This window comes from Sphingobium bisphenolivorans (assembly GCF_000412635.1).
GTDB lineage: Bacteria > Pseudomonadota > Alphaproteobacteria > Sphingomonadales > Sphingomonadaceae > Sphingobium > Sphingobium bisphenolivorans.
The window spans coordinates 117,603-142,186 of record NZ_ASTG01000017.1 but is presented as its reverse complement, the minus strand read 5'-3'; the positions used below and the strand labels follow the sequence as shown (position 1 = coordinate 142,186).

Annotated in this window: 22 protein-coding genes; 13 read left to right on the top strand and 9 right to left on the bottom strand. The window is 64.5% G+C overall.

All coding sequences use genetic code 11. The annotated features are described in order from the left end of the window. Positions 1–150: 150 nt before the first annotated feature. Positions 151–1,638, top strand: a complete 1,488-nt coding sequence (locus tag L858_RS0113455; protein ID WP_028056116.1) for a lipopolysaccharide biosynthesis protein — start codon at positions 151–153, stop codon at positions 1,636–1,638. A 4-nt stretch (positions 1,639–1,642) separates the two neighbouring features. Here the strand turns inward: L858_RS0113455 and L858_RS0113450 are convergent, their stop codons facing one another. Next, positions 1,643–2,071 (bottom strand): CBS domain-containing protein, encoded by a 429-nt coding sequence (locus L858_RS0113450; RefSeq protein WP_022683675.1) that lies wholly within the window; start codon positions 2,069–2,071, stop codon positions 1,643–1,645. Positions 2,072–2,145: 74 nt separating this feature from the next. Between L858_RS0113450 and L858_RS0113445 the strand changes: the two genes are divergently transcribed. Both L858_RS0113445 and L858_RS0113440 read left to right on the top strand, forming a co-directional pair. After that, on the top strand, positions 2,146–2,445 hold the full coding sequence (locus tag L858_RS0113445; RefSeq protein WP_022683674.1) for a hypothetical protein: 300 nt from the start codon (positions 2,146–2,148) through the stop codon (positions 2,443–2,445). 37 nt (positions 2,446–2,482) lie between these two features. Next, entirely contained in the window at positions 2,483–2,815 is a 333-nt protein-coding gene (locus L858_RS0113440; protein WP_081643358.1) for an acyl-CoA thioesterase, read from the top strand. A 91-nt stretch (positions 2,816–2,906) separates the two neighbouring features. Here the strand turns inward: L858_RS0113440 and L858_RS0113435 are convergent, their stop codons facing one another. From L858_RS0113435 to hisS, 4 genes are all read right to left on the bottom strand, one after another. Continuing rightward, positions 2,907–3,692 (bottom strand): DUF4167 domain-containing protein, encoded by a 786-nt coding sequence (locus tag L858_RS0113435; protein WP_022683672.1) that lies wholly within the window; start codon positions 3,690–3,692, stop codon positions 2,907–2,909. A gap of 318 nt (positions 3,693–4,010) precedes the next feature. After that, a complete protein-coding gene (prmC, locus tag L858_RS0113425; RefSeq protein ID WP_028056115.1) occupies positions 4,011–4,847 on the bottom strand; it encodes a peptide chain release factor N(5)-glutamine methyltransferase in 837 nt (278 codons plus the stop codon). Positions 4,848–4,956: 109 nt separating this feature from the next. After that, positions 4,957–6,048: a peptide chain release factor 1 gene (gene prfA, locus L858_RS0113420; RefSeq protein ID WP_022683670.1), complete on the bottom strand. Its 1,092-nt coding sequence runs from the start codon at positions 6,046–6,048 to the stop codon at positions 4,957–4,959. Next, on the bottom strand, positions 6,048–7,358 hold the full coding sequence (gene hisS, locus L858_RS0113415; protein ID WP_022683669.1) for a histidine--tRNA ligase: 1,311 nt from the start codon (positions 7,356–7,358) through the stop codon (positions 6,048–6,050). Before hisS ends, prfA begins: the two co-directional genes overlap by 1 nt. Positions 7,359–7,509: 151 nt before the next feature. Here hisS and L858_RS0113410 point away from each other — a divergent pair, with 151 nt between their 5' ends. Beyond that, entirely contained in the window at positions 7,510–9,423 is a 1,914-nt protein-coding gene (locus L858_RS0113410; protein ID WP_028056114.1) for a M61 family metallopeptidase, read from the top strand. A 40-nt stretch (positions 9,424–9,463) separates the two neighbouring features. Continuing rightward, positions 9,464–10,006: an inorganic diphosphatase gene (gene ppa, locus L858_RS0113405; RefSeq protein WP_022683667.1), complete on the top strand. Its 543-nt coding sequence runs from the start codon at positions 9,464–9,466 to the stop codon at positions 10,004–10,006. A gap of 137 nt (positions 10,007–10,143) precedes the next feature. Here the strand turns inward: ppa and yczR are convergent, their stop codons facing one another. Together yczR and L858_RS0113395 are read right to left on the bottom strand one after the other, a co-directional pair. Continuing rightward, positions 10,144–11,607 carry a MocR-like transcription factor YczR gene (gene yczR, locus L858_RS0113400; RefSeq protein ID WP_022683666.1) on the bottom strand — a complete coding sequence of 488 codons (1,464 nt, stop codon included), beginning with the start codon at positions 11,605–11,607 and terminating at the stop codon, positions 10,144–10,146. 137 nt (positions 11,608–11,744) lie between these two features. Beyond that, a complete protein-coding gene (locus L858_RS0113395; protein ID WP_022683665.1) occupies positions 11,745–12,224 on the bottom strand; it encodes a hypothetical protein in 480 nt (159 codons plus the stop codon). Positions 12,225–12,309: 85 nt separating this feature from the next. Here L858_RS0113395 and gyrB point away from each other — a divergent pair, with 85 nt between their 5' ends. Beyond that, the gene (gene gyrB / locus L858_RS0113390) at positions 12,310–14,817 is read left to right on the top strand and encodes a DNA topoisomerase (ATP-hydrolyzing) subunit B (protein WP_028056113.1); all 2,508 of its coding nucleotides are present in this window, start codon (positions 12,310–12,312) and stop codon (positions 14,815–14,817) included. A gap of 5 nt (positions 14,818–14,822) precedes the next feature. Beyond that, positions 14,823–15,362, top strand: a complete 540-nt coding sequence (locus L858_RS20160; RefSeq protein ID WP_022683663.1) for a hypothetical protein — start codon at positions 14,823–14,825, stop codon at positions 15,360–15,362. Here L858_RS20160 and L858_RS0113380 read toward each other — a convergent pair. Continuing rightward, on the bottom strand, positions 15,359–17,776 hold the full coding sequence (locus L858_RS0113380) for a ligase-associated DNA damage response DEXH box helicase (protein WP_022683662.1): 2,418 nt from the start codon (positions 17,774–17,776) through the stop codon (positions 15,359–15,361). The genes L858_RS20160 and L858_RS0113380 overlap by 4 nt on opposite strands. Before the next feature lie 172 nt (positions 17,777–17,948). Between L858_RS0113380 and L858_RS0113375 the strand changes: the two genes are divergently transcribed. Both L858_RS0113375 and L858_RS0113370 read left to right on the top strand, forming a co-directional pair. After that, positions 17,949–19,274, top strand: coding sequence for a cystathionine gamma-synthase family protein (locus L858_RS0113375; RefSeq protein WP_028056112.1), 1,326 nt, complete (start codon positions 17,949–17,951; stop codon positions 19,272–19,274). After that, a complete protein-coding gene (locus tag L858_RS0113370) occupies positions 19,271–20,206 on the top strand; it encodes a 2-hydroxyacid dehydrogenase (protein WP_022683660.1) in 936 nt (311 codons plus the stop codon). The genes L858_RS0113375 and L858_RS0113370 overlap by 4 nt, the downstream gene beginning before the upstream one ends. Here L858_RS0113370 and L858_RS0113365 read toward each other — a convergent pair whose 3' ends face one another. Further along, positions 20,207–20,881, bottom strand: a complete 675-nt coding sequence (locus L858_RS0113365; protein ID WP_022683659.1) for an HAD family hydrolase — start codon at positions 20,879–20,881, stop codon at positions 20,207–20,209. 99 nt (positions 20,882–20,980) lie between these two features. Here L858_RS0113365 and L858_RS0113360 point away from each other — a divergent pair, with 99 nt between their 5' ends. From L858_RS0113360 to L858_RS0113345, 4 genes are read left to right on the top strand one after another with little or no spacing between them, the layout of a single operon-like run. Continuing rightward, complete coding sequence (locus L858_RS0113360) at positions 20,981–22,090, top strand: ABC transporter permease (protein ID WP_022683658.1); 1,110 nt, start codon at positions 20,981–20,983, stop codon at positions 22,088–22,090. Beyond that, positions 22,090–23,109 (top strand): ABC transporter ATP-binding protein, encoded by a 1,020-nt coding sequence (locus tag L858_RS20155; protein ID WP_022683657.1) that lies wholly within the window; start codon positions 22,090–22,092, stop codon positions 23,107–23,109. Before L858_RS0113360 ends, L858_RS20155 begins: the two co-directional genes overlap by 1 nt. Then, on the top strand, positions 22,991–23,953 hold the full coding sequence (locus L858_RS0113350) for an MlaD family protein (protein ID WP_022683656.1): 963 nt from the start codon (positions 22,991–22,993) through the stop codon (positions 23,951–23,953). The genes L858_RS20155 and L858_RS0113350 overlap by 119 nt, the downstream gene beginning before the upstream one ends. 14 nt (positions 23,954–23,967) lie before the next feature. After that, complete coding sequence (locus L858_RS0113345; protein WP_022683655.1) at positions 23,968–24,573, top strand: ABC-type transport auxiliary lipoprotein family protein; 606 nt, start codon at positions 23,968–23,970, stop codon at positions 24,571–24,573. Positions 24,574–24,584 lie beyond the last annotated feature (11 nt).

Here is a 24,584-nt window from a genome sequence, read left to right as displayed (position 1 = left end):
GCTTGGCGTCGTCCCGTCCGGTGAGGCGGCATATATGGAGGGGTTCCCGAACCGTCAAACCCTTTTTGCAATTTTATTACCGATTTTTTTGCGAGTTGCCCGCTAGAGGGCTTTCAGGCGCAGGAACAGCCTCGCGATATGGGAATGAAGATGGGTTTGCAGGACGCCGATTCGAGCGATGCCGGCTTTGGCACGCGGATAAGGAAGGCCATTCTCTGGCGATCGGGCAGCCAGATCGTGTCGCAGATGCTGAGCTGGCTGGTGACGCTGGCGGTGATCCGTTTGTTGGAGCCAGCGGATTACGGCCTGTTCGCGATGACGCAGGTGATCCTGAACTTCGCCACCTTTCTGAACGGCTATGGGCTGGTGAGCGCCCTGGTGCAATCCGATGAACTGAATCAGCATCGCCTGCGCCAGGCATTTGGCTTGATGCTTCTACTCAATGGCGGATTGGCGCTGCTGCAGCTGGCGATCGCTCCGCTCGCGGCGGACTATTACGACCAACCGATGGTGGCGCAGCTGCTGCGGGTGCAGGCGCTGCTTTACCTCTCCACCCCGTTCATCTCGATACCCGAGGCGATCATGGGCCGAGCGATGGACTTCAAGCGTCCGGCGCTGGTCAACCTGATCGCGGCCCTAGTTTCGGCCGCTACAGCGCTGGCCGGCGCGCTGTCAGGATGGGGCGTGTGGACGCTGGTGTTCGCGCCGATCGCGGGTTTCTGGATCAAGGGCATCGGCTATGTGCTGGCTACCGGCTTTCGACCGATCCCCAGCTTCGATTTCAAGGGCAGCGGCGCGATGATCGGCTATGGCGCATCGCTGCTGGGAAGCCAATTATTCTGGATCGTCCAGAGCCAGGCGGACATCTTTATCGGCGGACGCGTGCTGCACCCGCACCAGCTTGGCCTCTATGCAGAGGCGCTGTTCCTTACCCAGATTTTCGTCAGCAAGTTCGTCCCGCCGCTCAACGACGTGGCCTTCCCCGCCTATGCGCGGATGCAGAAAGACCCGGCGCGAATCGCCTGGTCCTTCTGCAAGGCGGTGCGGCTGCTGCTGCTGATTTCCTGTCCCGTCTATCTCGGCATGGCGGTGACAGCCGGACCGCTGGTCGAAACCCTGTTCGGCGCGAAATGGAGTGAAATGGCGCCGTTCGTTTCGATATTGGCCCTCGCCATGCCGTTCATGACATTACAGGTCATGTTCGCTCCGGTCAGCAATGCCGTGGGCCGGCCGGGGACGACTGCGCGCATCTCGGCGGTCGGCGCCGTGCTGATGCCGGCCGCGTTCCTGATCGGCATTCGGTTCGGTGCGTTGGGCCTGGCCTGGGCCTGGCTGGCAGCCTTTCCGCTGCTGACCCTCATCACGGCGCGCCTCGCGGGAGCGCCGATGGGCCTCAAAGTGATCGACCTCCTGCGCGCCGCTGCGCCTGGGGTGGGCTGCTCTATCCTGATGGCGGTGCTGGTCATGATGACCGACCGGCTGCTGCCGCCACTCGCCGCGCCGCTGCGCCTGGGCATCTTGGTGCCGGTCGGAGGCATCTTCTTCCTGGGCGCGCTCATGTTCTGTGCTCGCGGTACGGCAATGGAGTTGATCGCGCTGGTGGCGAGGCGCGCTCCGCCGGAGAAGGCGGCCGCCTGATCGATCAAGCCGTCTGAATATATTCGCGTAAGGCAGCCGCTTCCGACTCGATGCTGTCGATGCGGAACTTCACGAGGTCACCGATCGATACGAGGCCGACCAGTTCCCCATCCCTGATCACGGGAAGATGACGCACCCGCCGCTTCGTCATCAGCGACAGGCAGTGGATGACGGGAGTGTCGCCATCGATGGTGATGGGGTCTGCGGTCATGAACTCCTGCACTGGGCGGTTGAGCGCGTCCGCCCCCTCCTCCGCCAGGCGGTAGACGAGATCGCGTTCGGAAAAGACGCCGACGACCTTGCCCTGGTCCACCACGGGCACGCAGCCGATCCGCCGTTCGGCCAGGAGCTTAACGACGGAGAGAACCGTGTCCCCGGACTGCGCCTGGACCACTTCATGGCCTTTCCTCTGCAGAATCGTCGCGATCGTCATGATCCCACTCCTTCCCCTGCGTTATGTTGGTTCGGTCCCTTGATGATCCCACTTTCGCACCCCAAAAGAAAGGGATGACGCACAAGCAAGGCCTGGATGATCCCGAGATAGCGAAGGTCGCCTGGCGCAGATTTCGCCGCATCATGCTGTGGATGGCGCTAGGCGGCGCCGTTTGCGTCGGCGCGGCCCTGTTTCTTCTTCAAACATGGGTCGGCCCCATGCCGCTGCACATGATAGTGGCGACCATATTGGGGGTCTGGTTGACCTTCATGCTGGGGACTGGCTTGATGGCGCTGACCTTCCTTTCGCATGGAACCGGCCATGACCATCAGGTGGTCGACCGGATGAAAAATGAGGTGAAGATTGACGAGTGAGCAAAAGGGCGAGGTCGTGCTGCGCGTCGTACCGCGGATGAGCGACCTCAACGCCAACGGCCATATTTTCGGCGGTTGGGTGCTGAGCCAGATGGATATCAGCGGCGGCCTTGTGGCGGGGCGGATTGCGGCTGGGCCGGTCGCAACCGTGGCAATCGAAGCGATGACATTCATCAAGCCGGTTCTGGTGGGCGATGTCATCAGCGTCTTCGCCCATGAGGAGCGACGCGGTCGCACCTCGATCGGCATTCGCGTCGACGTCGTGGCGACGCGGGGGCCGGCGCAGGAACAGATCGCCGTGACCAGCGGCCTCTTCACCTTCGTCGCGCTGGACGAGAATCATCGGCCCCGGCCGCTTCCCGGATCCTGACCCGTCAACGGCACGAAAAAGGGGACGGCGCGAAGGCTCCGTCCCCTTTTTTCTGATCATCAGGCAGGCGGTCGCCTGGTGATGTGCCAGATCACTCCGCCGCTTCAGTCGCAGGGCGCGGCCGGCGGGTCCGCTTGCGGGGCGCTTCAGCCGCCGGATCGGCATCATTGTCGGCACGCGCGATCGAGGGCGGCAGGACAGCCGCATCAAGCGCGGTGTCGGCCTCATCCTTGGGCGCCGCCTTGCGCGGCCGGCCGCGACGCGCACGGGGCGCCTCCGCATCAGCCGGAGCCTCAAGCTGCAATTCGGGTGTGGTCACGGGTACCGGAGCGGGTTCAGGCGCGGATGCTGCCTGCGGATGCTCAGCCACTTCCTCCGCAGCCGGGCGTTCACGGCGGCGGTCGTTGCGGTCATTGCGATCGTTCCGCTCATTGCGATCCCGACGATTGCGATCATTGCGAGGCTCACGATATTCATCGCGGCGCCGCTCACCATCGAAAGCGCGCTCGAAATTCTGATCGGCGCGGCCGTCCTCCCCGCCCTCGTCAGTAATTTCGAACTCCTCGCCTTCCTCGTCGAAACTCTCGTCATGGCGGCGGAAGCGCTGTTGCTGCTCTTCCTGGCGGGCGCGGTTATCGGCAAGGACGCGGAAATAATGATCGGCAAATTGCAGATAATATTCGGCGTTCACGCGGTCGCCGGCCATCTGCGCGTCGCGCGCCATATTCTTGTATTTTTCAAGAAGCTGGGCCGCATTGCCACGTGCGCGGCTGTCGATCCGGTTACCATTATCGCCGCCGCCCCGGTTTCCGCCGTTGGGACGCCCGTTATTGTTCCGGCCGCGATTACGGCGACCGGCCTGCCTGTTGTTGATCAAGAGCTGATCCTTGCCTTCACTTTGCCATCGTTCACTGAAAACATGTGTTCAGTCGCTATCCTCAAACACCGCCTGCATCAGGCCGGGGTAGGGCTCCGCCGGACAGGGACCGAGCGACCGGTCCATGCCCTTGATCTGCCAGAGGCGCCTGCGCAGCAGCGCCATCGTGACTTTGAAAGGAGCAGGAAAACGGCCTTTTCTCGTCTAAGCCCCATGGGGCAGATCCAAAGGATAATGCCGTCCCTTAGTCCCATGTAGTAAGTTCAACGCCAGAAACCAAGCGATTTTCGCTTGGGCTGATGCAAATCGGCCACCGACTCAATCCCGGCGGCGCGCGGTGGCGATAAGGCAGCGGTCATGGCCGGCCAAGTCCTGGCGCACGGCAACAGCAAGTCCTTGATCCAGAAGCAGAGCCGAAACACTCTCGCGCTGATCATATCCGATCTCGATGGCGGCCATGCCGTCCGGCGACAGCAGCGGCGGCAGCAGCGGCGCGATCCGGCGATAATCGTCCAGCCCCTTCACCCCTGCGAACAGCGCGCCTTTCGGCTCGTGCAGCACGTCGCCGGTCAGCTCGACATCCTGGTCGATATAGGGCGGGTTGATGAGGATAAGGTCGAACCGCCCTGCCATCCCCTCGGCCCAGTCACCGATGCGGAAGTCGGCGCGGTCATTGAGGTGCAGGCGTTCGGCATTGCCGCGCGCGACCGCCAGAGCGGCAGCCGAAATGTCGATGCCCAAACCCTGCGCTCGCGGCCATTGGCTAAGCGCCGCGAGCAGAAGCGCACCCGAGCCCGTGCCAAGATCAAGGATGCGCGCCGGCTCTCTCCTCGCGAAATGATCGACTGCTGCCTCGATCAGCGTTTCGGTGTCGGGGCGCGGGATGAGAACGTCCGGCGTGACATGCAGGCTGATCGTCCAGAAATCGCGGGATCCAGTGATATAGGCTATTGGTTCGCCAGCCAGGCGGCGCTCGACCAGAGCCGCGAAGCCGGGCGGAACGATCAGGTCGCGCTGCCGCATCAGCAGATCGGCTCGGTCGATCCCCAGGGCGTGGGCGAGCAACAGTTCGGCGTCGAGGCGAGGGGTCGCGCTTACCGGCCCCAGGCGGACGGCTGTCGTACGAAGGGCGTCCGCAACGCCCTCCCTGGTCATTCCCCCGAAATCGGGAAGCCATCTCGACACGACTTCCGCATGGGGCAGAGCCGGGAAATGGATTCGCGCCTGCGCGGGAATGACAGCGTTGAAATAGGGGAGGAGAGGCTCACGCCACGCCGTCCAATTGCGCGAGGCGAGCGGCTTCATCCTCCGCCACCAGCGCGCCGATGATCTCGGAAAGGCCCGGGCCTTCGAGGATTTCGGGCAGGCGATGCAGGGTCAGGTTGATGCGATGATCCGTCACCCGGCCTTGTGGGAAATTATAGGTGCGGATGCGCTCCGACCGGTCGCCCGAACCGACCATCGCCTTGCGCGCGCCCGCCTGTTCGCTCTGGGCGCGCTCCCGTTCCACCTCATAGATGCGCGCACGCAGCACCTGCATCGCCTTCGCCTTGTTCTTGTGCTGGGAGCGTTCATCCTGCTGCGTCACCACCGTGCCCGAGGGCAAGTGGGTGATGCGCACAGCGGAATCGGTCGTGTTGACATGCTGGCCGCCCGCGCCCGACGCCCGATAGATGTCGATCTTCAGGTCGCTGTCGGCGATCTGGACATCCACCTCCTCCGGCTCCGGCAGCACGGCGACCGTCGCAGCGGAAGTGTGGATGCGCCCGCCGCTTTCGGTCACGGGCACGCGCTGGACGCGATGGACGCCGCTTTCGAACTTCAGCTTGGCGAAAACACCGGTGCCGGTGACGCTCGCCACCACTTCCTTGAATCCGCCCACTTCCGACGCGTTAGAGGAGATGAGCTCCATCTTCCAACCCTGCGTGTCGGCAAAACGCTGATACATGCGGAAGAGGTCGCCTGCGAACAGCGCGGCTTCGTCGCCACCCGTGCCGGCGCGAATTTCCAGCATCGCCGGGCGCGCATCGGCGGCATCCTTGGGCAGCAACTGGAGCGCCAACGCCCGTTCCGCCTCGGGCAACTGGCTCTTGATCAGCTGCATCTCTTCCTGCGCCATGTCGCGCATCGCCGGGTCGGCATCGGCATCCTCGCCCCCCGCCATATATTCCAGCGCCTTCAGCTCCTGGCGCAGGCGGCGGACTTCGCTGGCCGCGCGGGCCACCGGCTCGATCTCCGCATATTCCTTCGACAGCCGCACAAACTCTTCCGGCGCGAGGTCGGCGCGCGTCATCGACGCCTGCACCTCGTCCCGGCGCGCCTCAATCTGCGCGATACGTTCGGCGGAGATGTGCATTAGCCTATCTGGTCTTCCGGAAGTTCATCTCCAGACAGCTGGTTGTAAGGCTCACCCAGCGCATCGAGAACCCTCAACAACTGCCGCGACGCACCTTCAGGGCCAAGGCGAGCATTGGACAGTTTGACGCGGTCGCTGAGTAGCTCAGCAGTCCGGACGAACAAGACAGCGTCAACGCCCTTGCGCTTAGCTGCTTCCACCCGCTTTTTGGCTGTGCCTTTGAAAGCCATCTCGACGGCAATGCCCCGACGCCTCAAAACCGATGCTATTCTGATCGCTTCTTGCTCAGCATCGGGATTGTCCGGAACAACTGCAATCTCGGGCCGGTCTAGTTCCGGCGCATCGATCAGCATCGCCAGCCGCTCGATCCCCGCCGCCCAGCCGACCGCCGCCGTTGCAGGTCCGCCCAGATTCTCGATCAGCCCGTCATAGCGGCCACCGCCCAGCACCGTGCCCTGCGCGCCCAGCCGGTCGGTGATGAACTCGAACGCGGTGTGCCGGTAATAGTCGAGGCCGCGCACCAACCGCGCATTACGCTCCCACGCCACACCCGCCGCATCGAGGCCGCTCGTCACCTTGTCGAAGAAGGTCCGCGCCTCCTCGGTCAGATAAGCGTCGATGTCAGGCGCGCTGTCCGCCACGGCCCGGTCGCGCGGGTCCTTGCTGTCAAGGATTCGCAGCGGGTTGCGGTGGAGGCGGTCGAGGCTTTCTTCGGACAGCTCGCCCCGATGCGCCTCAAAATGGGCGACGAGCGCCGCGCGCCAGGCTTCGCGGCTTGGTCCGTCGCCCAGCGTGTTGAGGTTGAGCGTCACGCCCTCCGACACGCCCAGCTCGCGCAGCAACTGGTCCGCGAACACCAGCAATTCCACGTCCGCGCCCGGCTCGCCTGCGCCGATAATCTCCGCGTCAAGCTGGTGAAACTGGCGGAAGCGCCCTTTTTGCGGGCGCTCGTAACGGAACAGCGGCCCATGAGTCGCCACCTTGAGCGGCGTATATTGCTGCCAGCCTTCGGTGATATAGGCGCGCGAAATGCCGGCGGTGAACTCCGGCCGCAGGGTGATGCTGTCGCCGCCGCGATCGTCGAACGTGTACATCTCCTTGGAGACGACGTCCGTACTCTCGCCGAGCGAGCGCGCAAAAACCGCCGTCGATTCAAAGACCGGCACTTCCACGCGATGAAATCCGTAGAGCTTGCGCACCCGGTCGAAGCTCGCGACGACATGCGCGAAACGTTCCTGGAACGCTTGCGCCGTGCCGCCCAGCATGTCCTGCGTGCCGCGCACTGGCCGCGGCGTTTCGATTTTGGCCATGGGACAGCGCCTTTAGCGGCAAAGAAGCTTCAAGGAAACGCGCTTTTTTGTCCCATAATTTCGTTACGCCACTTGGGGGGTGGACGGCGGGATGATGGCCCGCCATGCTGCTGTTATACGGTCGTTCGACCGCCCTTTTTCGGAGATGTTCATGATCCGCAGCCTTGCTGCCGCCATCCTCTTTTCCACAGCCTTGACCGCCCCGCTGGCCGCGCAGGAAGCGACCCGCTCCAAGCCTGCCGCGCTGCCGGTGGACAGCGCCGCGCCGATGCCCAAGGACATCCCCTATCCTGGCGGCACCATTCGGCTGGAGGTCGATGCCACCGACACCGTGCAGCGCATCTTCCGCGTCAGGGAAACCATCCCGGTTGCGGCGGCGGGACCGATGACGCTGCTAATGCCGCAATGGCTGCCCGGCAATCATGCGCCGCGCGGACAGATCGAGAAGCTTACCGGCCTCACCTTCACCGCCGACGGCAAGCCGCTCGTGTGGAAGCGCGACCCGCTCAACGTCTTCGGCTTTATGATCGACGTGCCGCAAGGGACGAAGGAGGTCGTCGCGTCCTTCCAGTTCCTGTCCGCCACCCAGTCCAACCAGGGCCGCGTGGTGGTGACGCCCAAGATGCTGAACATCCAGTGGGAAGCTGTGTCGCTCTATCCGGCCGGCTATTTCACGCGGCAGATCCCGGTGCAGGCGACGGTCACCTATCCGGACGGCTGGCGCGCGGCGACGGCTCTGCGCGGTCGGCAGTCGGGATCGACGGTGGCCTATGACGTCATCGACTATGAGGCATTGCAGGATTCACCGGTCTTCGCCGGGCGCCATTTCAAGCCGGTCGACCTCGGCCATAATGTGACGCTCAACATCGTCGCCGACGACGCGGAGGAACTGAACGCCAAGCCCGATCAGATCGCCAAGCACAAGAAGCTGGTCGATGAGGCGGGCGCGCTCTTCGGTACCTATCATTTCGATCATTATGACTTCCTGTTCGCCATCACCGACGAGATGGGCGGCATCGGCCTCGAGCATCACCGCTCCTCGGAGAATCAGGTGGAGCCGGGCTATTTCACCAAATGGACCGAAGGCACGGCGCTGCTCGACCGCAATCTCCTGCCGCATGAGTTCACCCATAGCTGGGACGGCAAGTTCCGCCGCCCCGACCTGCTCTGGACCCCCGACTTCAATGTGCCGATGCAGGACAATCTGCTCTGGGTCTATGAGGGGCAGACGCAATTTTGGGGCTATGTATTGGGCGCCCGGTCGGGCCTGTTCACCAAGCAGGAGACGCTGGACGCCTACGCCCATATCGCGGCCAAGCTCGACACCACCCGGGGACGAGAATGGCGGCCGATGGAGGACACCACCCACGACCCGATCATCTCCGCCCGCCGGCCAAAGGGCTGGTCGAGCTGGCAGCGATCGGAGGATTATTATAATGAAGGGCTGATGATCTGGCTGGAAGCCGACGCCATCATTCGCCAGCAGACGCGGGGGGCCAAGGGGCTGGACGACTTCGCCAAGGCCTTTTTCGGCATCAACCCCGGCGACTGGGGCCAGGTCGTCTATAATCGGGGCGACGTGATCAAGACGCTGAACGCCGTCGCTCCCTATGACTGGGCTGGTTTCTTCGCCCGATATGTGGACAGCACCACGCGGGAGACGCCGAAGGGCGGTTTCGGGCTCGGCGGCTACAAGCTCGTCTATGGCGATACCCCCAACGCCTTCACCAAAGCAGCCGAGGCGAAGAATCTGGACCAAAGCTTCGGTGTCGGGCTGGTCGTGAAGGGCGATGGCGAGATCAGCAACGTCGTCTGGGACAGCGCAGCCTTCAAGGCGGGACTGGTCACCGGTGCGAAGATCGTCGCGGTCAATGGCGACGAATATTCCGCGGACGTCTTCAAAACCGCCCTGAAGACCGCAAAGCCGATGCAGTTGATCGTCAAGCAGGATAGATATTACCGCACTTTGACGCTCGCTTATTCCGGCGGGCTGCGCTATCCGCGCCTCGAAAAAACGGGAGAGGGTGAAGGCAGCCTGGACCGGCTGCTGAAACCGAGAACATAACCACCCACACAGTGCAACGCGTTTACAAAGGCTTAGTCTGATGAACATCGAACTGATCCCCGTCGGGGATGATCCGCCCAACAGCCTGAATGTCATCATCGAGGTTCCGGTCGGCGGTGAGCCCGTCAAATATGAGTTCGACAAGGCATCGGGCGCGCTGTTCGTGGACCGGATCCTGCACACGCCGATGCGCTACCCGGCAAATTACGGCTTCGTGCCGCACACTTTGTCGCCCGACGGCGATCCGCTGGACGCACTGGTCATTGCGCGCTCGCCTTTCGTGCCCGGCTCGGTCGTGCGCGCGCGCCCGATCGCGGTGCTGAACCTGGAAGATGAAGCCGGCGGCGACGAGAAGCTGGTCTGCGTTCCCGATAACAAGACCTTCCCTTATTATCATAATGTGGACGAGAAGGACGACCTGCCCGGTATCGTCATGGAGCAGATCGAACATTTCTTCACCCACTATAAGGATCTGGAAAAGCAGAAGTGGGTGCGCATCGGCACCTGGGGCGGCGCGGAAGACGCCCGCCGCATCACGCTGGAAGCGATCGAGCGCTACAAGGCTGAAAAGCAGGCTGCTTGAGGCTGAACCAAAGCGAAAAAGGCTCGCGTGGATCGTTCCGCGCGAGCCTTTTTTTTCGTGCCGTGCTTCTACGTCGGCAGGAGACCAGTCCCGCTGTCTGAGCTGGCTTCCTGCCGTCGCAGGAACACATCCACTATTCAGATCAATCGATCCGCCTCCAGCGCAGCGGCGAGCGAGTCCCGACCGCGCGGCAGGCGGGCGTGAAGCCGCGCATCCGCCTCGGCCAGCCGCTCCACACCCGCCGTCAGCTGCTCCTCGGGCAAGGTGAAGGGCAGCCTCAAGAAACGTTCGAAAGCGCCGCTGACGCCGAAGCGCGGGCCGGGCGCCACGCGGACGCCGTGACTCTCCGCCAGCGCCGCCAGCGCGGTCGCCTCGGCGCGCGGTAGTTCGGCCCAGAGCGAGAGGCCCCCGGCCGGCGATTCAACGCGCCAGTGCGGCAGATGCCGTTCGATCAGGCGCAGCAGATGATCGCGCCGCCCGCGCAGCATCTCGGCACGGGGGCCAAGCCCCTCGTCGGCGTCGATCAGCTGCGCGACGGCAAGCTGCTCGACTACCGGGCTCGCCATGTCCATCGTCGTGCGCAGGCGGCCCAGCGCCGCGACCGTCTGCGGATCGGCACGGACCCAGCCGACGCGCAACCCGCCCCAGAAAATTTTGCTGGCCGATCCCATGGTGATCACCTGCCGGCCGAAGGGATCGTGGATCGCAACCGGCGGAGGCGGCGCGAAGTCCAGACCCATCGCGACCATCGTCTCGTCGATGATGAGCGGCATGTGATTGCGCGCCGCGGCCGCCACCAGGGCGCGGCGGGTCGCCGGGTCCATGCTGCGGCCGGTCGGGTTGTGGAAATCGGCGATGATGTAGGCGAAGCGCGGCGAGGTCTGGCGGAACGCCGCATCCATGGCATCGATGTCCCACCCCTGCGCGGGCAGGCCCACAGGGACCGGCACGACGTTCGCGCGCTGCAAGGCCTGGATCGCATTATGATAAGTCGGATGATCGATCACCGCGCGATCCCCGGGTCCTGCCAGCCATTGCAGCAGCAGCGAAAGGCCCTGCTGCGCGCCGTTGGTGACGATGATCTGGTCCGGGGTGGTCGGACAGCCGCGGCGCTCATAATGAGCGGCGATGGCTCTACGCAGCGGCGACAAACCGAGCGGGTCATAACCCAGTTCGCCAAGGAATGCGGGCAGCATCTCGACCGCCACCTGGCAGGCCCTGCCGACGCCCGGCGCCGCGGGCAGCGCCGCGTGGGTCCAGTTCAGGACATTGCCGCCGTCTGCGGTGTCGATCGCGGGCAGGTCCGGCTCCATCCGGCCGGGCGGCAGGCGAGTCACGCTTCCCGAACCCTGCCGGCTCTCAAGAAAGCCCTCGTCCCGCAGCCGGTCGAAGGCGGCGGCGATCGTCGTGCGGCTGAGGCCCAGTGCGGCAGCCAGTTCCCGCTCGCCGGGCAGACGGACATTCAGCCCCACGCGGCCGTCCAGCACCAGCATGCGCAGCGCTTGGGCCAGTTGCCGATAGGCGGGTTCGGCACTTTCCTCAGCGCGCCATGCCCCCAGCAAACGGAGCAGGGAAGGCGGCCGCAGCAAAGAAGTGGACATGGACAGACGATCCTTTTGGGTAGTGATCAAGTCCACTTATCGGATAATGGCCGTTTTGTAAAAGGCCATCTCCAGGGAAGAAGAGGCTTGCCCCCTGACCGGCCGGCAAGGAGCCCAGCCGGCCGGTCCTTTTCCCCTCAGCCGGCGATCAGGCGGATCGAGGCGCTCGATACCCAGCCGCTGACGCAGGGGCCGTCATAGGCCTGCTTGCGATCCGCTGGTTCGGAGACGCCGCAGTCGACGGCCGCTCCATCCTCGGTGGCAGAGGCCGGGACGAGCACGACACCCAGCCATTTCTGGTCCAAGCTGCGGGTACAGACCCACGCCCGCCCGCCTTCGCTGATCCGCGTTACTTCCCGGGCATCGGAAAATGGCGCGGTTCGAACGGCAAGCCCCTTGGCTCCGACGCGAACAGCCTCGCCCATCGCTCCACAGGCATCGAGGCGCGGCCCATCCTCGCCGATCATGACCGGCCGGCGCAGGTCCGATTCCAGCCTCGCTTCGGGCACGTCCTCGCGGGGGGCGCCGGCCAGCGAACTGTTCGGCAGTTCCTCCAGGACGTCGCTGCTTTTCGAGCAGGCGGCGAGCATCAGGGCCAGGGCAAGGACGACACGCATATCCGCCTGATAGACCGTGCTTCCCGAGGGGGAAAGGCGGCATGTTTCGCTTTAGTTTCGGTGCGCCTTTCCCTATATGCTCGGCATGAGCGAGGAAAGTCAGACCAACCCCAACAGCAACAGCTATGGCGCCGACAGCATCAAGGTCCTCAAGGGTCTGGATGCCGTGCGCAAGCGGCCCGGCATGTATATCGGCGACACCGATGACGGCTCGGGTCTGCACCATATGGTGTTCGAGGTCAGCGACAATGCGATCGATGAAGCGCTGGCGGGGCACTGCGACCGCATCCTCATCACGCTGAACCCCGATGGCTCGGTCAGCGTCGAGGATAATGGCCGCGGCATTCCGACCGACATCCACCGTGAGGAAGGTGTGTCGGCGGCCGAGGTCATCATGACCCAGCTGCATGCCGGCGGGAAGTTCGAGAATACGTCCGACGACAACGCCTATAAGGTGTCGGGCGGTCTGCACGGCGTCGGCGTGTCCGTGGTGAACGCGCTTTCCGAATATCTCGACCTCAACATCTGGCGCGACGGCAAGGAGCATTATATGCGCTTTGCCTATGGCGATGCCGTGGCGCCGCTGAAAATCATCGGCGATGCGCCGGAGGGGAAGAAGGGCACGAAGGTCACCTTCCTGCCCTCGACCGAGAAGGTCCCCGGCGACGGCGGCACGTTCAAGAATCACACCGAGTTCGATTTCGAAAAGCTGGAGCATCGCTATCGCGAGCTCGCCTTCCTCAATTCCGGCGTGCGGCTGTTCCTTGTCGATGCGCGGCATGAGGAGAAGAAGGAGGTCGAGCTGTTCTATGAGGGCGGCATCGCGGCTTTCGTGAAATGGCTCGACCGCAACAAGCAGGCTTTGATGCCCGATCCGATCGCGATCTCGGGCAGCCGCGACGATGTCACCATCGACGTCGCGCTGGAGTGGAACGATTCCTATTATGAGAACGTCCTCTGCTTCACGAACAACATCCCACAGCGCGATGGCGGTACCCACCTCGCCGCCTTCCGCGCGGCGCTGACCCGCACGCTGAACAATTATGCCGACAAGTCGGGCCTGCTCAAGAAAGAGAAGGTGTCGCTGACCGGCGAGGACATGCGCGAGGGGCTGACCGCCATCGTGTCGGTGAAGCTGCCCGATCCTAAATTCTCGTCGCAGACCAAGGACAAGCTGGTTTCGTCGGAAGTGCGCCAGCCGCTCGAAAGCCTGATGGCCGACAAGATGGCGGAATGGCTGGAGGAAAATCCCCAGCATGGCCGCATGATCGTGCAAAAGGTGATCGACGCCGCCGCCGCGCGCGAGGCCGCGAAGAAGGCCCGCGAACTGACCCGGCGCAAGGGCGTGATGGACATCGCTTCCCTTCCCGGCAAGCTTGCCGACTGTCAGGAGCGTGATCCCGCCAAGTCCGAACTCTTCCTGGTCGAGGGTGACTCGGCCGGCGGTTCGGCCAAGCAGGGGCGTAATCGGCATAATCAGGCGATCCTGCCGCTGAAGGGCAAGATTTTGAACGTCGAGCGCGCGCGCTTCGACCGCATGCTGTCGTCCAAGGAAGTCGGCACGCTCATCCAGGCGATGGGCACCGGCATCCGCGACGATTTCAATCTCGACAAGCTGCGCTATCACAAGATCGTCATCATGACCGACGCTGACGTCGACGGCGCGCATATCCGCACGCTGCTCTTGACCTTCTTCTATCGCCAGATGCCGCAGATCATCGAGGCCGGGCATCTCTACATCGCCCAGCCCCCGCTCTACAAGGCGACGCGCGGTCGATCGGAGGTTTACCTCAAGAACGAAGCGGCGCTCGAACAGTATCTTGTCGACAATGGCGTTGAATCGATGGCGCTCGACACCCGCGAAGGCATGCGGTCGGGCGAGGACCTGCGCCACCTGATCGAACATGGCCGACGCATGCGCGCGGTGATGCGCTATGTGCCCCGCCGCTACAATCCCGCGATCATAGAGGCGCTGGCGATCAACGGCGCGCTCGATCCGGAACTCAGCCAGGATGCGCAGGGCGCGCGGCTGGACGCCACGGTGAAGTGGATGGACGCGCAGGATGACGAAGGCAGCTGGAGCGGCCGGATCGCGGAGGAAGGCGGCTTCCACTTCGAGCGGCTGTGGCGCGGCGTCACCGACCATCACATGATCGAACATGGCTTCATCGGATCGGCCGAGGCGCGCAAGCTGCACGCGATCGCGGCCGAAGAAGCCCAAAGCTACCAGACCTCCAGCCGCCTAGTTACCGCCAAGGCGGCGCAGGCGGCGGAAGAGGCTGGCGAGGATGATCTCCCCGTCGCGACCAAGGGTTCGACGCCGGTCACGCGGCCGAGCGAACTGCTGGAGGCGGTACTGGCCGCAGGCCGCAAGGGCCTGGCGATCCAGCGCTACAAGGGGCTTGGCGAGATGAACGCGGAGCAGCTTTGGGAAACCACGCTGGACCCGGACAACCGCTCCATGCTGCGGGTCGAGGTGGAGCAGGCGGACGTCGCCGACGAGATCTTCACCCGGCTGATGGGCGATGTGGTGGAGCCACGGCGCGAGTTCATTCAGGACAATGCGCTGAACGTCGCTAATCTGGACGTGTAAACACGATGCGGTGCTGGCCCCTCACCCTTCTCCTGCTGGCAGGATGCGGTGACGGTGGCCGCGCCGACGACGCACACCGGTCGCTGAAAACGCCGATCCGCTATGCCCCGGCCGATACGCCGCCGACGGTTTCCGCTCCTGCCGATATTCCTGCCGCGGCAGGCTTCGAAAATCAGGCCGAAGCCGCGCCAGAGCCGAAGCCGTCGGCAACGCCTGCACCCGTCAAGCAGACGGCCAGCCTGCCTGCCGCTGCGTCCGACAACAGCTATTATGCAATCGGCACAGAGCCATTCTGGGCGGTCACCGTCAGGGGCAGCAGCGCTTCGATCGACCGGGCGGACAAGGAACCGGCCCGCGTCATCGTCTCGCGCGCGGAGGAAGACGGCAACGTCCGCTACAATGGCGAGGGCTTCACCATGACGGTCACGCCAGGCCCATGCAGCGACGGCATGAGCGACGCCGTCTGGTCGGACCGCGTCACGATCTCCTTTGGCGACAATGTCGTGAAGGGCTGCGGCGGGCGGAGGGACGATCCAGGCGGTTAGGGCTCATCGGTCCGCATCGCTTCGCTGACCAGCGCTTCGGCCTCGATCAGCAGCGCATCTTCGACATCATGCTGCGCCACCTGTTCCCGCCCGATAAGGATCAGCACCGGCACCGCGAGCGGACTCACCCGGTCAAGGCTGACATGCAGCATCGTCGCACAGGCGCGGTCGATCAGATCGCCCAGCCGCCCGACGTCGGTCATCCGTGCGCGGGCGTCCGCCCATGCGGCCTTCAGCAACAGATGGTCCGGCTGATATTTGCGCAGCACCTCATAGATAAGATCGGTGGAAAAGGTAACCTGCCGCCCGGTCTTGCGTTTGCCGGGATGCTGCCGCTCGATCAGGCCGGAAATCACCGCCACGTCGCGGAAGGCGCGCTTCAGCAGGCTGGACTGTTCGACCCACTCGATAAATTCATGATCGAGGATATCGGCGGAAAAGAGGCTCTGCGGATCGGTGATGGGCTTTAAGCCATAGACCGCGAGCGCATAGTCGTTCGAAACGAAGCCCATCGGCAGCAGCCCCTGCGCGTCCATGCGGCGGGTCAGCAACATGCCGAGCGACTGGTGCGCGTTCCAGCCCTCGAAACTGTAGCAGACCAGGTAGTGGCGCCCCTCATGCGGGAATGTCTCAATCAGCAACTGGCCCGGCTCGGGCAAGGCGGAGCGATATTTCTGCACCTCCAGCCAGTCGCGCACATCGTCGGGGAAGCGATGCCATTCCTCCGGCTCGGCAAGAAAATGGCGCACCCGGTCGGCAAGGCGCGTCGACATCGCCATGCGCGTGCCGCCCCAGGTCGGGATGCGCGCCTGCTTGGAGGTGGCGCGCACGATGAGGTCGGTGGTATCCATCCGCACCACCTCCAGCGCCATGCCGGAGAAGAAGAAACTGTCGCCCGGCCGCAGCGTGGCGGCGAACCCCTCCTCCACCGTGCCGAGCTTTCGCCCATTGTTGAAGCGCACGCCAAGCGCCGGCTGATCGACGATGATGCCCGCATTCAGCCGATGCTGCTGGATGAAGCGGGGGTGGGAGACGCGCCATGTGCCGTCCGGATCATGGGTCAGCCGCCTGAACCTGTCATAGGCGCGCAGCGCATAGCCGCCGCCTTCGATGAAGTGCAGGACATTGGCGAACGCCTCTTCGGTAAGTCCGCTATAGGGCGTGGAAGACCGAACCTCCGCCAGCAACTCCGCCGCGCGGAACGGTGCGGCGCAGGCGAGGCCCATCACATGCTGGGCGAGGACGTCGAGGCTGCCCGGCCGGAAATCGTCGGCGTCCCGTTCCCCCTCCTCCACCGCATCCAGAGCGGCGCGCGCTTCGAGATATTCGAAGCGGTTGCCGGGGATCAGGATGGCCTCGCTCGGACAGTCGAGCCGGTGATTGGCGCGGCCGATGCGCTGGAGCAGGCGCGACGACCCCTTCGGCGCGCCCATCTGTATCACGCAATCGACATTGCCCCAATCGACACCCAGATCGAGGCTGGCGGTCGCGACAAGCGCACGCAGGCGGCCGTCCGCCATCGCCGCCTCCACCTTGCGCCGTGCCTCGATGGACAGGCTGCCATGATGAATGGCGATCGGCAGGTTCGCCTCATTCACCGACCAAAGTTCCTGGAAGATCAGTTCCGCCAGCCCCCGCGTGTTGCAAAAGACCAGCGTGGTCTGCCGCCGCTCGATCTCCTCCATTACCTGCCGCGCCGCATATTTGCCGCTATGGCCGGACCACGGGATGCGGCCTTCGGGGATCAGGATGGCGACGTTCGGCTCCGCGCCCTGTTCGCCGATGACCGGCGTCACGGCATTGATATCTCCGTCCGGCGCGAGCCAGGCGCGATAGGCGTCTATATCCGCGACGGTGGCGGACAGAGCGACCCTGCGCAGTTCCGGATTGATCGCCTGAAGACGCGACAGGCAGAGGCTCAGCAGGTCGCCTCGCTTCTGCGTGGCGAAGGCGTGAACTTCGTCGATGATGACGGTCTTGCAATTCGCGAACAGCAGGAAGCTGTCCGGATAGCTGAGCAGCAGCGAAAGCGATTCGGGCGTCGTCAGCAATATCTGCGGCGGCCTCGCGCGCTGCCTTGCCTTGCGATCGGAAGGAGTGTCCCCGGTCCGCGTTTCGACCCGGATCGGCAGATCCATTTCCTCGATCGGCGTGAGGAGATTGCGGCGCACGTCCACCGCCAGCGCCTTGAGCGGCGACACATAAAGGGTGTGCAGTCCCTCGGCGGGATTATCGATCAGGTCGGCAAGCGTGGCGAGAAAGCCTGCCAATGTCTTGCCCGCCCCGGTCGGCGCGACCAGCAAGGTGTGATCCCCGCGCCTTGCCGCCTCCAGCATCTCCAGCTGATGACGGCGCGGCCGCCAGTCGCGCTGGCTGAACCATCGCTCCAGCGGTTCGGGTAGGCTCTGGTCCATTATCATGATGTAGGGAGGGGGAGCGGTCCTCGGCAAGTTCGGTGCAAGGGGTAACTCCGTCCACCAAGAAGAAGTTTCGCGCCGCCTGTGGCTCCGGCGGCGGAAAAGGCGTTACACTCATCGACATGCAGACCGGCGCCGCTTCGGCCGCGCCCCTTGGCAGGAGAAGATGATGACCGGCGAAACCGAAGCCGACCTCACCGGCGCTGAACCCACGCATAACCGCCGCCGCCCCAAGCAGCCGATCATGGAGATTGAGGGCCGCAAGCTGAAGCCGGCGACGCTGATGATGGGCCACGGCTATGACCCCACCTTGTCGGAAGGGTCGCTGAAACCGCCGATCTTCCTGACCTCCACCTTCGCCTTCGAAAGCGCGGCGGCCGGCAAGCGGCATTTCGAGGGGGTGACGGGCCTTCGCCCCGGTGGCGCGGAAGGCCTCATCTACTCTCGCTTCAACGGCCCCAATCAGGAGATCGCCGAGGACCGGCTGGCAATCTGGGAGGAGGCGGAAGACGCGCTGCTTTTTTCCAGCGGCATGTCGGCAATCGCCACCACCCTGCTCGCGCTGGTTCAGCCGGGCGACGTGATCGTCCATTCGGCGCCGCTCTATGCCGCGACGGAATCGCTGATCGGCCGTACGCTGGGCAAATTCGGCGTCCAATGGCTCGATTTCCCGGCCGGTGCCAGCGAAGAGGAAATCGGCGCCGTGATCGAGAAGGCCAAGGCGCTCGGCCGCGTCGCGCTCATCTATCTTGAAAGTCCGGCCAACCCGACCAACGTCCTGGTCGATCTGGAAGCGGTAGTTGCGCGGCGCGACTTTTTGTTCGCAGGCGAAGAATATCGCCCGCCGATCGCGATCGACAACACTTTCCTCGGCCCGCTGTGGCACCATCCGCTCAGTCACGGCGCTGACCTCGTCATCTACAGCCTCACCAAATATGCCGGCGGCCATAGCGACCTGGTCGCGGGCGGCGTGCTGGGTCCCAACGGCCTCATCAATACCATCCGGCTGATGCGCAACACGATCGGCACCATCCTCGATCCGCACAGCGCCTGGATGCTGCTGCGGAGCCTGGAGACGCTGGAACTACGGATGAGCCGTGCGGGCGACAATGCGGCGAAGGTCTGCGCCTGGCTGAAGGATCAGCCGCAGGTGGAGAAGGTCGTCTATCTCGGCTTCCCGGAGACGGAGCGGCAGGCTGACATCTACCGGCGCCATTGCACCGGCGCGGGCTCCACTTTCTCGCTCTACCTCAAGGGTGGCGAGCCGGAAGCCTTCGCCTTTCTCGACGCCCTCAAAATCGCCAAGCTGGCGGTCAGCCTGGGCGGGACGGAGACGCTGGCGAGCCACCCGGCGGCGATGACGCATTTGTCGGTGCCAGCTGAGCGCAAGAAGGCGCTGGCGATAAGCGACAATATGGTCCGCATCTCGATCGGCTGCGAGGATGCGGACGATCTGATCGCAGACTTCGCGCAGGCGTTGCGGGCGGTGGGATGAGCGGGGACCGCCCCCTCATCCTCATCGCCCAGCCGCATCTTGCGCCGCTATTCGGGGTCCTGACGCCTCTCTATGACGTCATGCCGTTGTGGGAGGAAGCCGGGCGGGCACGCATGGCGGAGGCGCAGGTGCTGGTGACGGCGGGCGAGTTCCGGCTCGAAAGGACGATGCTGGAGCGGATGAAGGCGCTGCGGCTGATCGCCTGCTTCACCGTCGGCCATGACGGCGTCGATCTGGAGTGGGCCAAGGCGCATGGCGTGGCGGTGACCCATGCGCTCGATGCCAATGCGGAGGATGTGGCCGACCATGCCATCGGCCTCATCATCGCGCATCGGCGCGGCCTCGTACGCGGCGAGCGGCAATTACGCGCAGGCGGATGGACGGCGGACGGCAAGATGCTGAGCCACTCGCTGGCGGACGCAAGGATCGGCATCGTCGGCATGGGTAGCATTGGCGTCGCCGTCGCTACTCGCGCGGAAGCATTGCGGATGCAGCCGAGCTGGTGGGGTCCGAGGGCCAAGCCCGCCCTGCCCTGGCGGCGCGCCGAAAGTCTGCAAGCGCTCGCTGAGGAGAGCGACATAGTGGTGGTGGCGGCGAAGGCGACCGAGGAGAATCGCGGGATGATCTCCGCCGCCATGCTGGATGCGCTTGGCAGCGACGGGCTGCTCGTCAATGTGGCGCGGGGGCAATTGGTCGATGAAGACGCGGTGATCGCGGCGCTTCGCTCCGGGCGGCTGGGCGGCGCGGCGCTCGACGTGTTCGAGGAGGAGCCGACTCCCGCGGCGCGCTGGGAAGACGTGCCCAACTGCATCGTGACGCCCCACACCGCCGGCGCGACCCATGAGGCGGTGGCCCGCATGACGCAGATGCTGCTGGCGAACCTCTCCGCCCATTTCGCGGGCGAGCCGCTCGTCTCACCCATTATGGGATGATCAGTTCCAGTCCACTCTCGTCCACCCTCGCTCAGCCGCCAGTTTCGCCAGCGGCTTGTGCGGATTGGAGGCGAAGGGAACGTCCGCATATTCCAGCATCGGCGCGTCGGACACATGGTCCGAATAGGCGCGGATATGCGTCGTGGTGCGATCGATCGCCTCGGCCGCCATCCACGCCTTGATCATCCGCAGCTTGCCGGTGTCGTAGCAATTCTCACCCGCGATCTTGGCGCGAACGTAACGCAGGTCCTGGCTCAGATGATCGGTGGCGATCACCGCGTCGAAGCCGAGCCGGCGAGCGATCGGCTCGACATAAAGCCGGTAGGAGGCGGTCGCCAGCACCAGCGTGCAGCCATCAGCCTTGTCCCGCGCGATCTGCGCCAGCGCGCCCGCTCGGACGTTCTTCGCCACCACCCGCTCGGCATAGCTTTCGACATGCGGCATCAGCTTTGCGCGCTGGACATTGGAACCGATCATCAGCGCCTGATTTAATTCCTTCAGGCGCTGGCGCGTGATCAGCTTCATGACATAGGCGAGCATCAGCAGAATGACGCAAGGAAACAGCACCAGCCGCCATGGCGCCATCGCCCGGGCGACGTGGATCAGAAAGCCGGTATAGGTGCCCGTAAAGGTGACCGTGCGGTCCATATCGTAGATTGCCAGCCTGTGCGTCATGCCGTGTCCGAAACTTTTTGGGTAGTCCCTTCGTTTGATCGTGCGGATGGGCCGTTTCGGCTTGCCGTGCAACCGATAATGGACCACTAAACCGCCTTGATGAACAAAGCCGCAGACCTTGTGGAAGAAGCGCGCGATGGCGGTGGTGTCATTCGGCTTTCCGGTCATCTTTCCATTGCATGTCTCCACGACCTGCCCAACCGGCTGGACGCGATTTCCGGGCCAGTGGAGGCGATCGACCTGTCCGGCGTCGATCATATGGACACGATCGGCGCCTGGACCGTCCACCGGGCAGCGCGGCGGCTGGGTTGCGGCATCACCGGCGCGGACGAGGATGCAGAGCGGCTGATCGCGACCGTCAGCGAAGTGGACGAGCCGGTCAATATCCGTCCGGACTATGTGTCGCCCTGGCAGCGCGTCGTCGGGCAGATCGGCGCGGCCGTGATGATGGCCGGGGAAACGCTGCTCGGCCTGCTCGGCTTCTTCGGCAGCACGCTGGTCGCCACCTGGAACGTCATCCGCCATCCCAGCCGCTTCCGCATCAACGCCGTTGTCCAGCGGTTCGAAGTGGTGGGCGTGTCGGCGCTCGGCATCATCGGCCTCATGAGCTTCCTGATCGGCATCGTCATCGCCCAGCAAGGATCGGTGCAGTTGCGGCAGTTCGGCATGGAGATGCTGACGATCAACCTGGTCGGCCGTCTCACCTTCCGCGAACTCGGCGTGCTGATGACCGCGATCATGGTCGCGGGCCGGTCCGGTTCCGCCTTCGCCGCGCAACTCGGCACGATGAAGCTGACGGAGGAAATCGACGCTATGCGCACCATCGGCGTTTCGCCGATGGAGGCGCTGGTCCTTCCCCGCACGCTTGCGGTGGTGGTGATGATGCCGCTGCTCGGCTTCTATTCCTCGATCGTCGCCATCATCGGCGGCGGCTTCCTCTGCGCCGTGTCGCTGGAGATACCGCCGATCACCTTCTTCCAGCGCCTGCGCGAAGTGGTGCCGATCACCGACCTCTGGGTCGGCCTCATCAAGGCGCCGGTCTTCGGCATCATCATCGCGCTAGCCGGCTGCTATCAGGGCATGCAGGTCAAGGCCAATGCTGAGGAAGTGGGCCTGCGCACCACCTCCGCCGTGGTGCAGGCGATCTTTCTCGTCATCGTGATCGACGCCTTCTTCGCCGTATTCTTCACCTGGCTGGGCTGGAACTGATGGCGCCGGAGGAAGAAACCGCCGCTGAGGAAGCGCGGGTCGAGCGGGCTGTCCAGAAGGACGGCGTCGCCATCTCCGTGCGCAACCTCAAGAACAGCTTCGGCGATCAGGTCGTGCATGAAGGCCTGAACCTCGACGTGCGCAAGGGCGAGATATTGGGCGTGGTCGGCGGGTCCGGCACCGGCAAGTCGGTGCTGATGCGTTCGATCATCGGGCTGCAGACGCCTGACGAGGGCGAGGTTCACGTCTTCGGCGAATCCATGATCGGCCGTCTTGACGATGAGGCGCTCGCCATCCGCAAGCGTTGGGGCGTCCTGTTCCAGGGCGGCGCGCTCTTCTCGACGCTCACCGTTGCGGAAAATGTCGAGGTGCCGATCCGCGAATATTATCCGAACATCGGCCCGCAGCTGCGCGACGAGATCGCCGCCTACAAGATCCGCATGACGGGCCTGCCCGCCGAGGCTGGCCCCAAATATCCCGCAGAATTGTCAGGCGGCATGAAGAAGCGCGCCGGCCTTGCCCGCGCCCTCGCGCTCGATCCTGATCTGCTGTTCCTGGACGAGCCGACCGCAGGGCTGGACCCGATCGGCGCGGCGGCGTTCGATGAGCAGACCCGGAGGCTGCAGCAGACGCTGGGCCTCACCGTCTTCCTCATCACCCACGATCTCGACACGCTCTATTCGATCTGTGACCGGGTGGCGGTGCTGGCCGACCGGCAAGTCACCGCGGTCGGCACGATCGACGAGCTGCTGGCTACCGATCACCCCTGGATCCAGGAATATTTCAACGGCCCGCGCGGGCGGGGGGCGGGCCGCTACGGCGGCGGTGGAGCGGGAACGCGGCAGGTCCGCTTCTCCGCAGCCATCGGCGCAAGCGCAACCGGACAAAAGGCGATAAGATATGGAAACCCGCTCCAACCATGTGCTGGTGGGTACGGTCACGCTGCTGCTGCTGGCGGCGATCATGCTGGCCGCCTTCTGGTTCTCGCGCCTGTCCGATGGGGAGAATATGGAATATGACATATTCTTCAAACAGTCGGTGAACGGTCTGGCGAAGGGGTCGAGCGTCAATTATTCCGGCGTTCCCTCCGGTCAGGTCGAGAAGATCGAACTGTGGAAGCGCGACCCGAGCTTCGTGAAGGTGCGCATTTCCGTCAAGGAGGGCACGCCGGTGCTGCAAGGCACCACCGCGACGATCGCCGGCGTCGGCTTCACCGGCGTTTCGGAGATCGTGCTGGACGGCGCGGTCAAGGGTGCGCCGCCCATCACCTGCCCGACAGAAAACCCGCTCTCCGCCTGCCCTGATGGCGTGCCGGTGATCCCGACCAAGCCCGGAGCGCTGGGTGAATTGCTCAACAATGCGCCGCAACTGCTGGAGCGCCTCTCCACCCTGACAGAGCGGTTGACGCAATTGCTCAACGACAAGAACCAGCAGTCGATCGCCGGCATCCTTGCCAATGTGGAGCGGATCTCCGGATCGCTCGCCGATCGCAGCCCGGAAATCTCGGCTACGCTCGCAGAGGCCCGGGTCGCGGTCCAGCGCACCGGCATCGCCGCTGAGCAGATCGGCAAGCTCGCCGCCACCACCAATTCGATGCTGGCCGACGAGGGCCGCCCGTTGATGGCCGACCTGCGCAAGAGCGTGCAAGCTGCGACGCAAAGTATCGATACGTTGGACAAGACCATCGCCGAGGCGCAGCCGGGCGTCCGTGCCTTCAGCAACCAGACCATGCCGGAAGTGAACCAGCTGGTGCGCGACCTGCGCGAAATGTCGCGCGCCTTCCGGGGAGTGGCCGAAAAGCTCGATCAGCAAGGCGCCGGGTCGATCGTCGGCGCACCCAAACTGCCTGACTACAAGCCATGAGAGGGCCTCCTGCGATGTTCCACAAGAAACTAGCCGCCATGTCGGCCACTCTCGGCCTCGCTCTCGCGCTGACAGGCTGCGTCTCGTTCGGCGGGAAGCCGCCACAGCGGCTGCTCGCCCTCTCCGCCGCGCAGAAGGTTGCGCCCGGGACGCTGCGCAGCGCCTCCGCCGGCACCAGCATCACTGTGGCCGATCCGGAGTCGCCCAAGATGCTCGACACCGTGCGCGTGCCGGTGCAGACATCCCCCACCTCCCTCGCCTATGTGACGAAGGTGCAATGGGCGGACACGCCGCGCCACCTGTTCCAGAAGCTGCTGTCCGAAACCATCGCGGCGACCAGCAACCGCGTCGTCCTCGATCCCGGCCAATATTCCGCCGATGCGGGGCAGCGGCTGATGGGAGAGCTGGTCGAATTCGGGCTGGATGAGGCGACCAACAGCGCCGTCGTGACCTATGACGCCATGCTGGCAGGACCCGGCGGCGTGGCCATCGCCAAGCAGCGCTTCACCGCGAGCGCGCCAGTCGGCGGCAAGATCGAAGCCGGCACCATCGGCGCGCCACTCAACACCGCCGCAAACAAGGTGGCTGCCGACGTCGCCGCCTGGCTCGCGAGCCGCTGAAGGAGCGACCC

Coding starts and splice junctions, on each gene's coding strand:
- L858_RS0113455 (WP_028056116.1), top strand. CDS start 151: ATGGGTTTGCAGGACGCCGATTCGAGCGATGCCGGCTTTGGCACGCGG.
- L858_RS0113450 (WP_022683675.1), bottom strand. CDS start 2,071: ATGACGATCGCGACGATTCTGCAGAGGAAAGGCCATGAAGTGGTCCAG.
- L858_RS0113445 (WP_022683674.1), top strand. CDS start 2,146: ATGACGCACAAGCAAGGCCTGGATGATCCCGAGATAGCGAAGGTCGCC.
- L858_RS0113440 (WP_081643358.1), top strand. CDS start 2,483: ATGAGCGACCTCAACGCCAACGGCCATATTTTCGGCGGTTGGGTGCTG.
- prmC (WP_028056115.1), bottom strand. CDS start 4,847: ATGACCAGGGAGGGCGTTGCGGACGCCCTTCGTACGACAGCCGTCCGC.
- prfA (WP_022683670.1), bottom strand. CDS start 6,048: ATGCACATCTCCGCCGAACGTATCGCGCAGATTGAGGCGCGCCGGGAC.
- hisS (WP_022683669.1), bottom strand. CDS start 7,358: ATGGCCAAAATCGAAACGCCGCGGCCAGTGCGCGGCACGCAGGACATG.
- L858_RS0113410 (WP_028056114.1), top strand. CDS start 7,510: ATGATCCGCAGCCTTGCTGCCGCCATCCTCTTTTCCACAGCCTTGACC.
- ppa (WP_022683667.1), top strand. CDS start 9,464: ATGAACATCGAACTGATCCCCGTCGGGGATGATCCGCCCAACAGCCTG.
- yczR (WP_022683666.1), bottom strand. CDS start 11,607: ATGTCCACTTCTTTGCTGCGGCCGCCTTCCCTGCTCCGTTTGCTGGGG.
- L858_RS0113395 (WP_022683665.1), bottom strand. CDS start 12,224: ATGCGTGTCGTCCTTGCCCTGGCCCTGATGCTCGCCGCCTGCTCGAAA.
- gyrB (WP_028056113.1), top strand. CDS start 12,310: ATGAGCGAGGAAAGTCAGACCAACCCCAACAGCAACAGCTATGGCGCC.
- L858_RS20160 (WP_022683663.1), top strand. CDS start 14,823: ATGCGGTGCTGGCCCCTCACCCTTCTCCTGCTGGCAGGATGCGGTGAC.
- L858_RS0113380 (WP_022683662.1), bottom strand. CDS start 17,776: ATGGACCAGAGCCTACCCGAACCGCTGGAGCGATGGTTCAGCCAGCGC.
- L858_RS0113375 (WP_028056112.1), top strand. CDS start 17,949: ATGACCGGCGAAACCGAAGCCGACCTCACCGGCGCTGAACCCACGCAT.
- L858_RS0113370 (WP_022683660.1), top strand. CDS start 19,271: ATGAGCGGGGACCGCCCCCTCATCCTCATCGCCCAGCCGCATCTTGCG.
- L858_RS0113365 (WP_022683659.1), bottom strand. CDS start 20,881: ATGACGCACAGGCTGGCAATCTACGATATGGACCGCACGGTCACCTTT.
- L858_RS0113360 (WP_022683658.1), top strand. CDS start 20,981: ATGAACAAAGCCGCAGACCTTGTGGAAGAAGCGCGCGATGGCGGTGGT.
- L858_RS20155 (WP_022683657.1), top strand. CDS start 22,090: ATGGCGCCGGAGGAAGAAACCGCCGCTGAGGAAGCGCGGGTCGAGCGG.
- L858_RS0113350 (WP_022683656.1), top strand. CDS start 22,991: ATGGAAACCCGCTCCAACCATGTGCTGGTGGGTACGGTCACGCTGCTG.
- L858_RS0113345 (WP_022683655.1), top strand. CDS start 23,968: ATGTTCCACAAGAAACTAGCCGCCATGTCGGCCACTCTCGGCCTCGCT.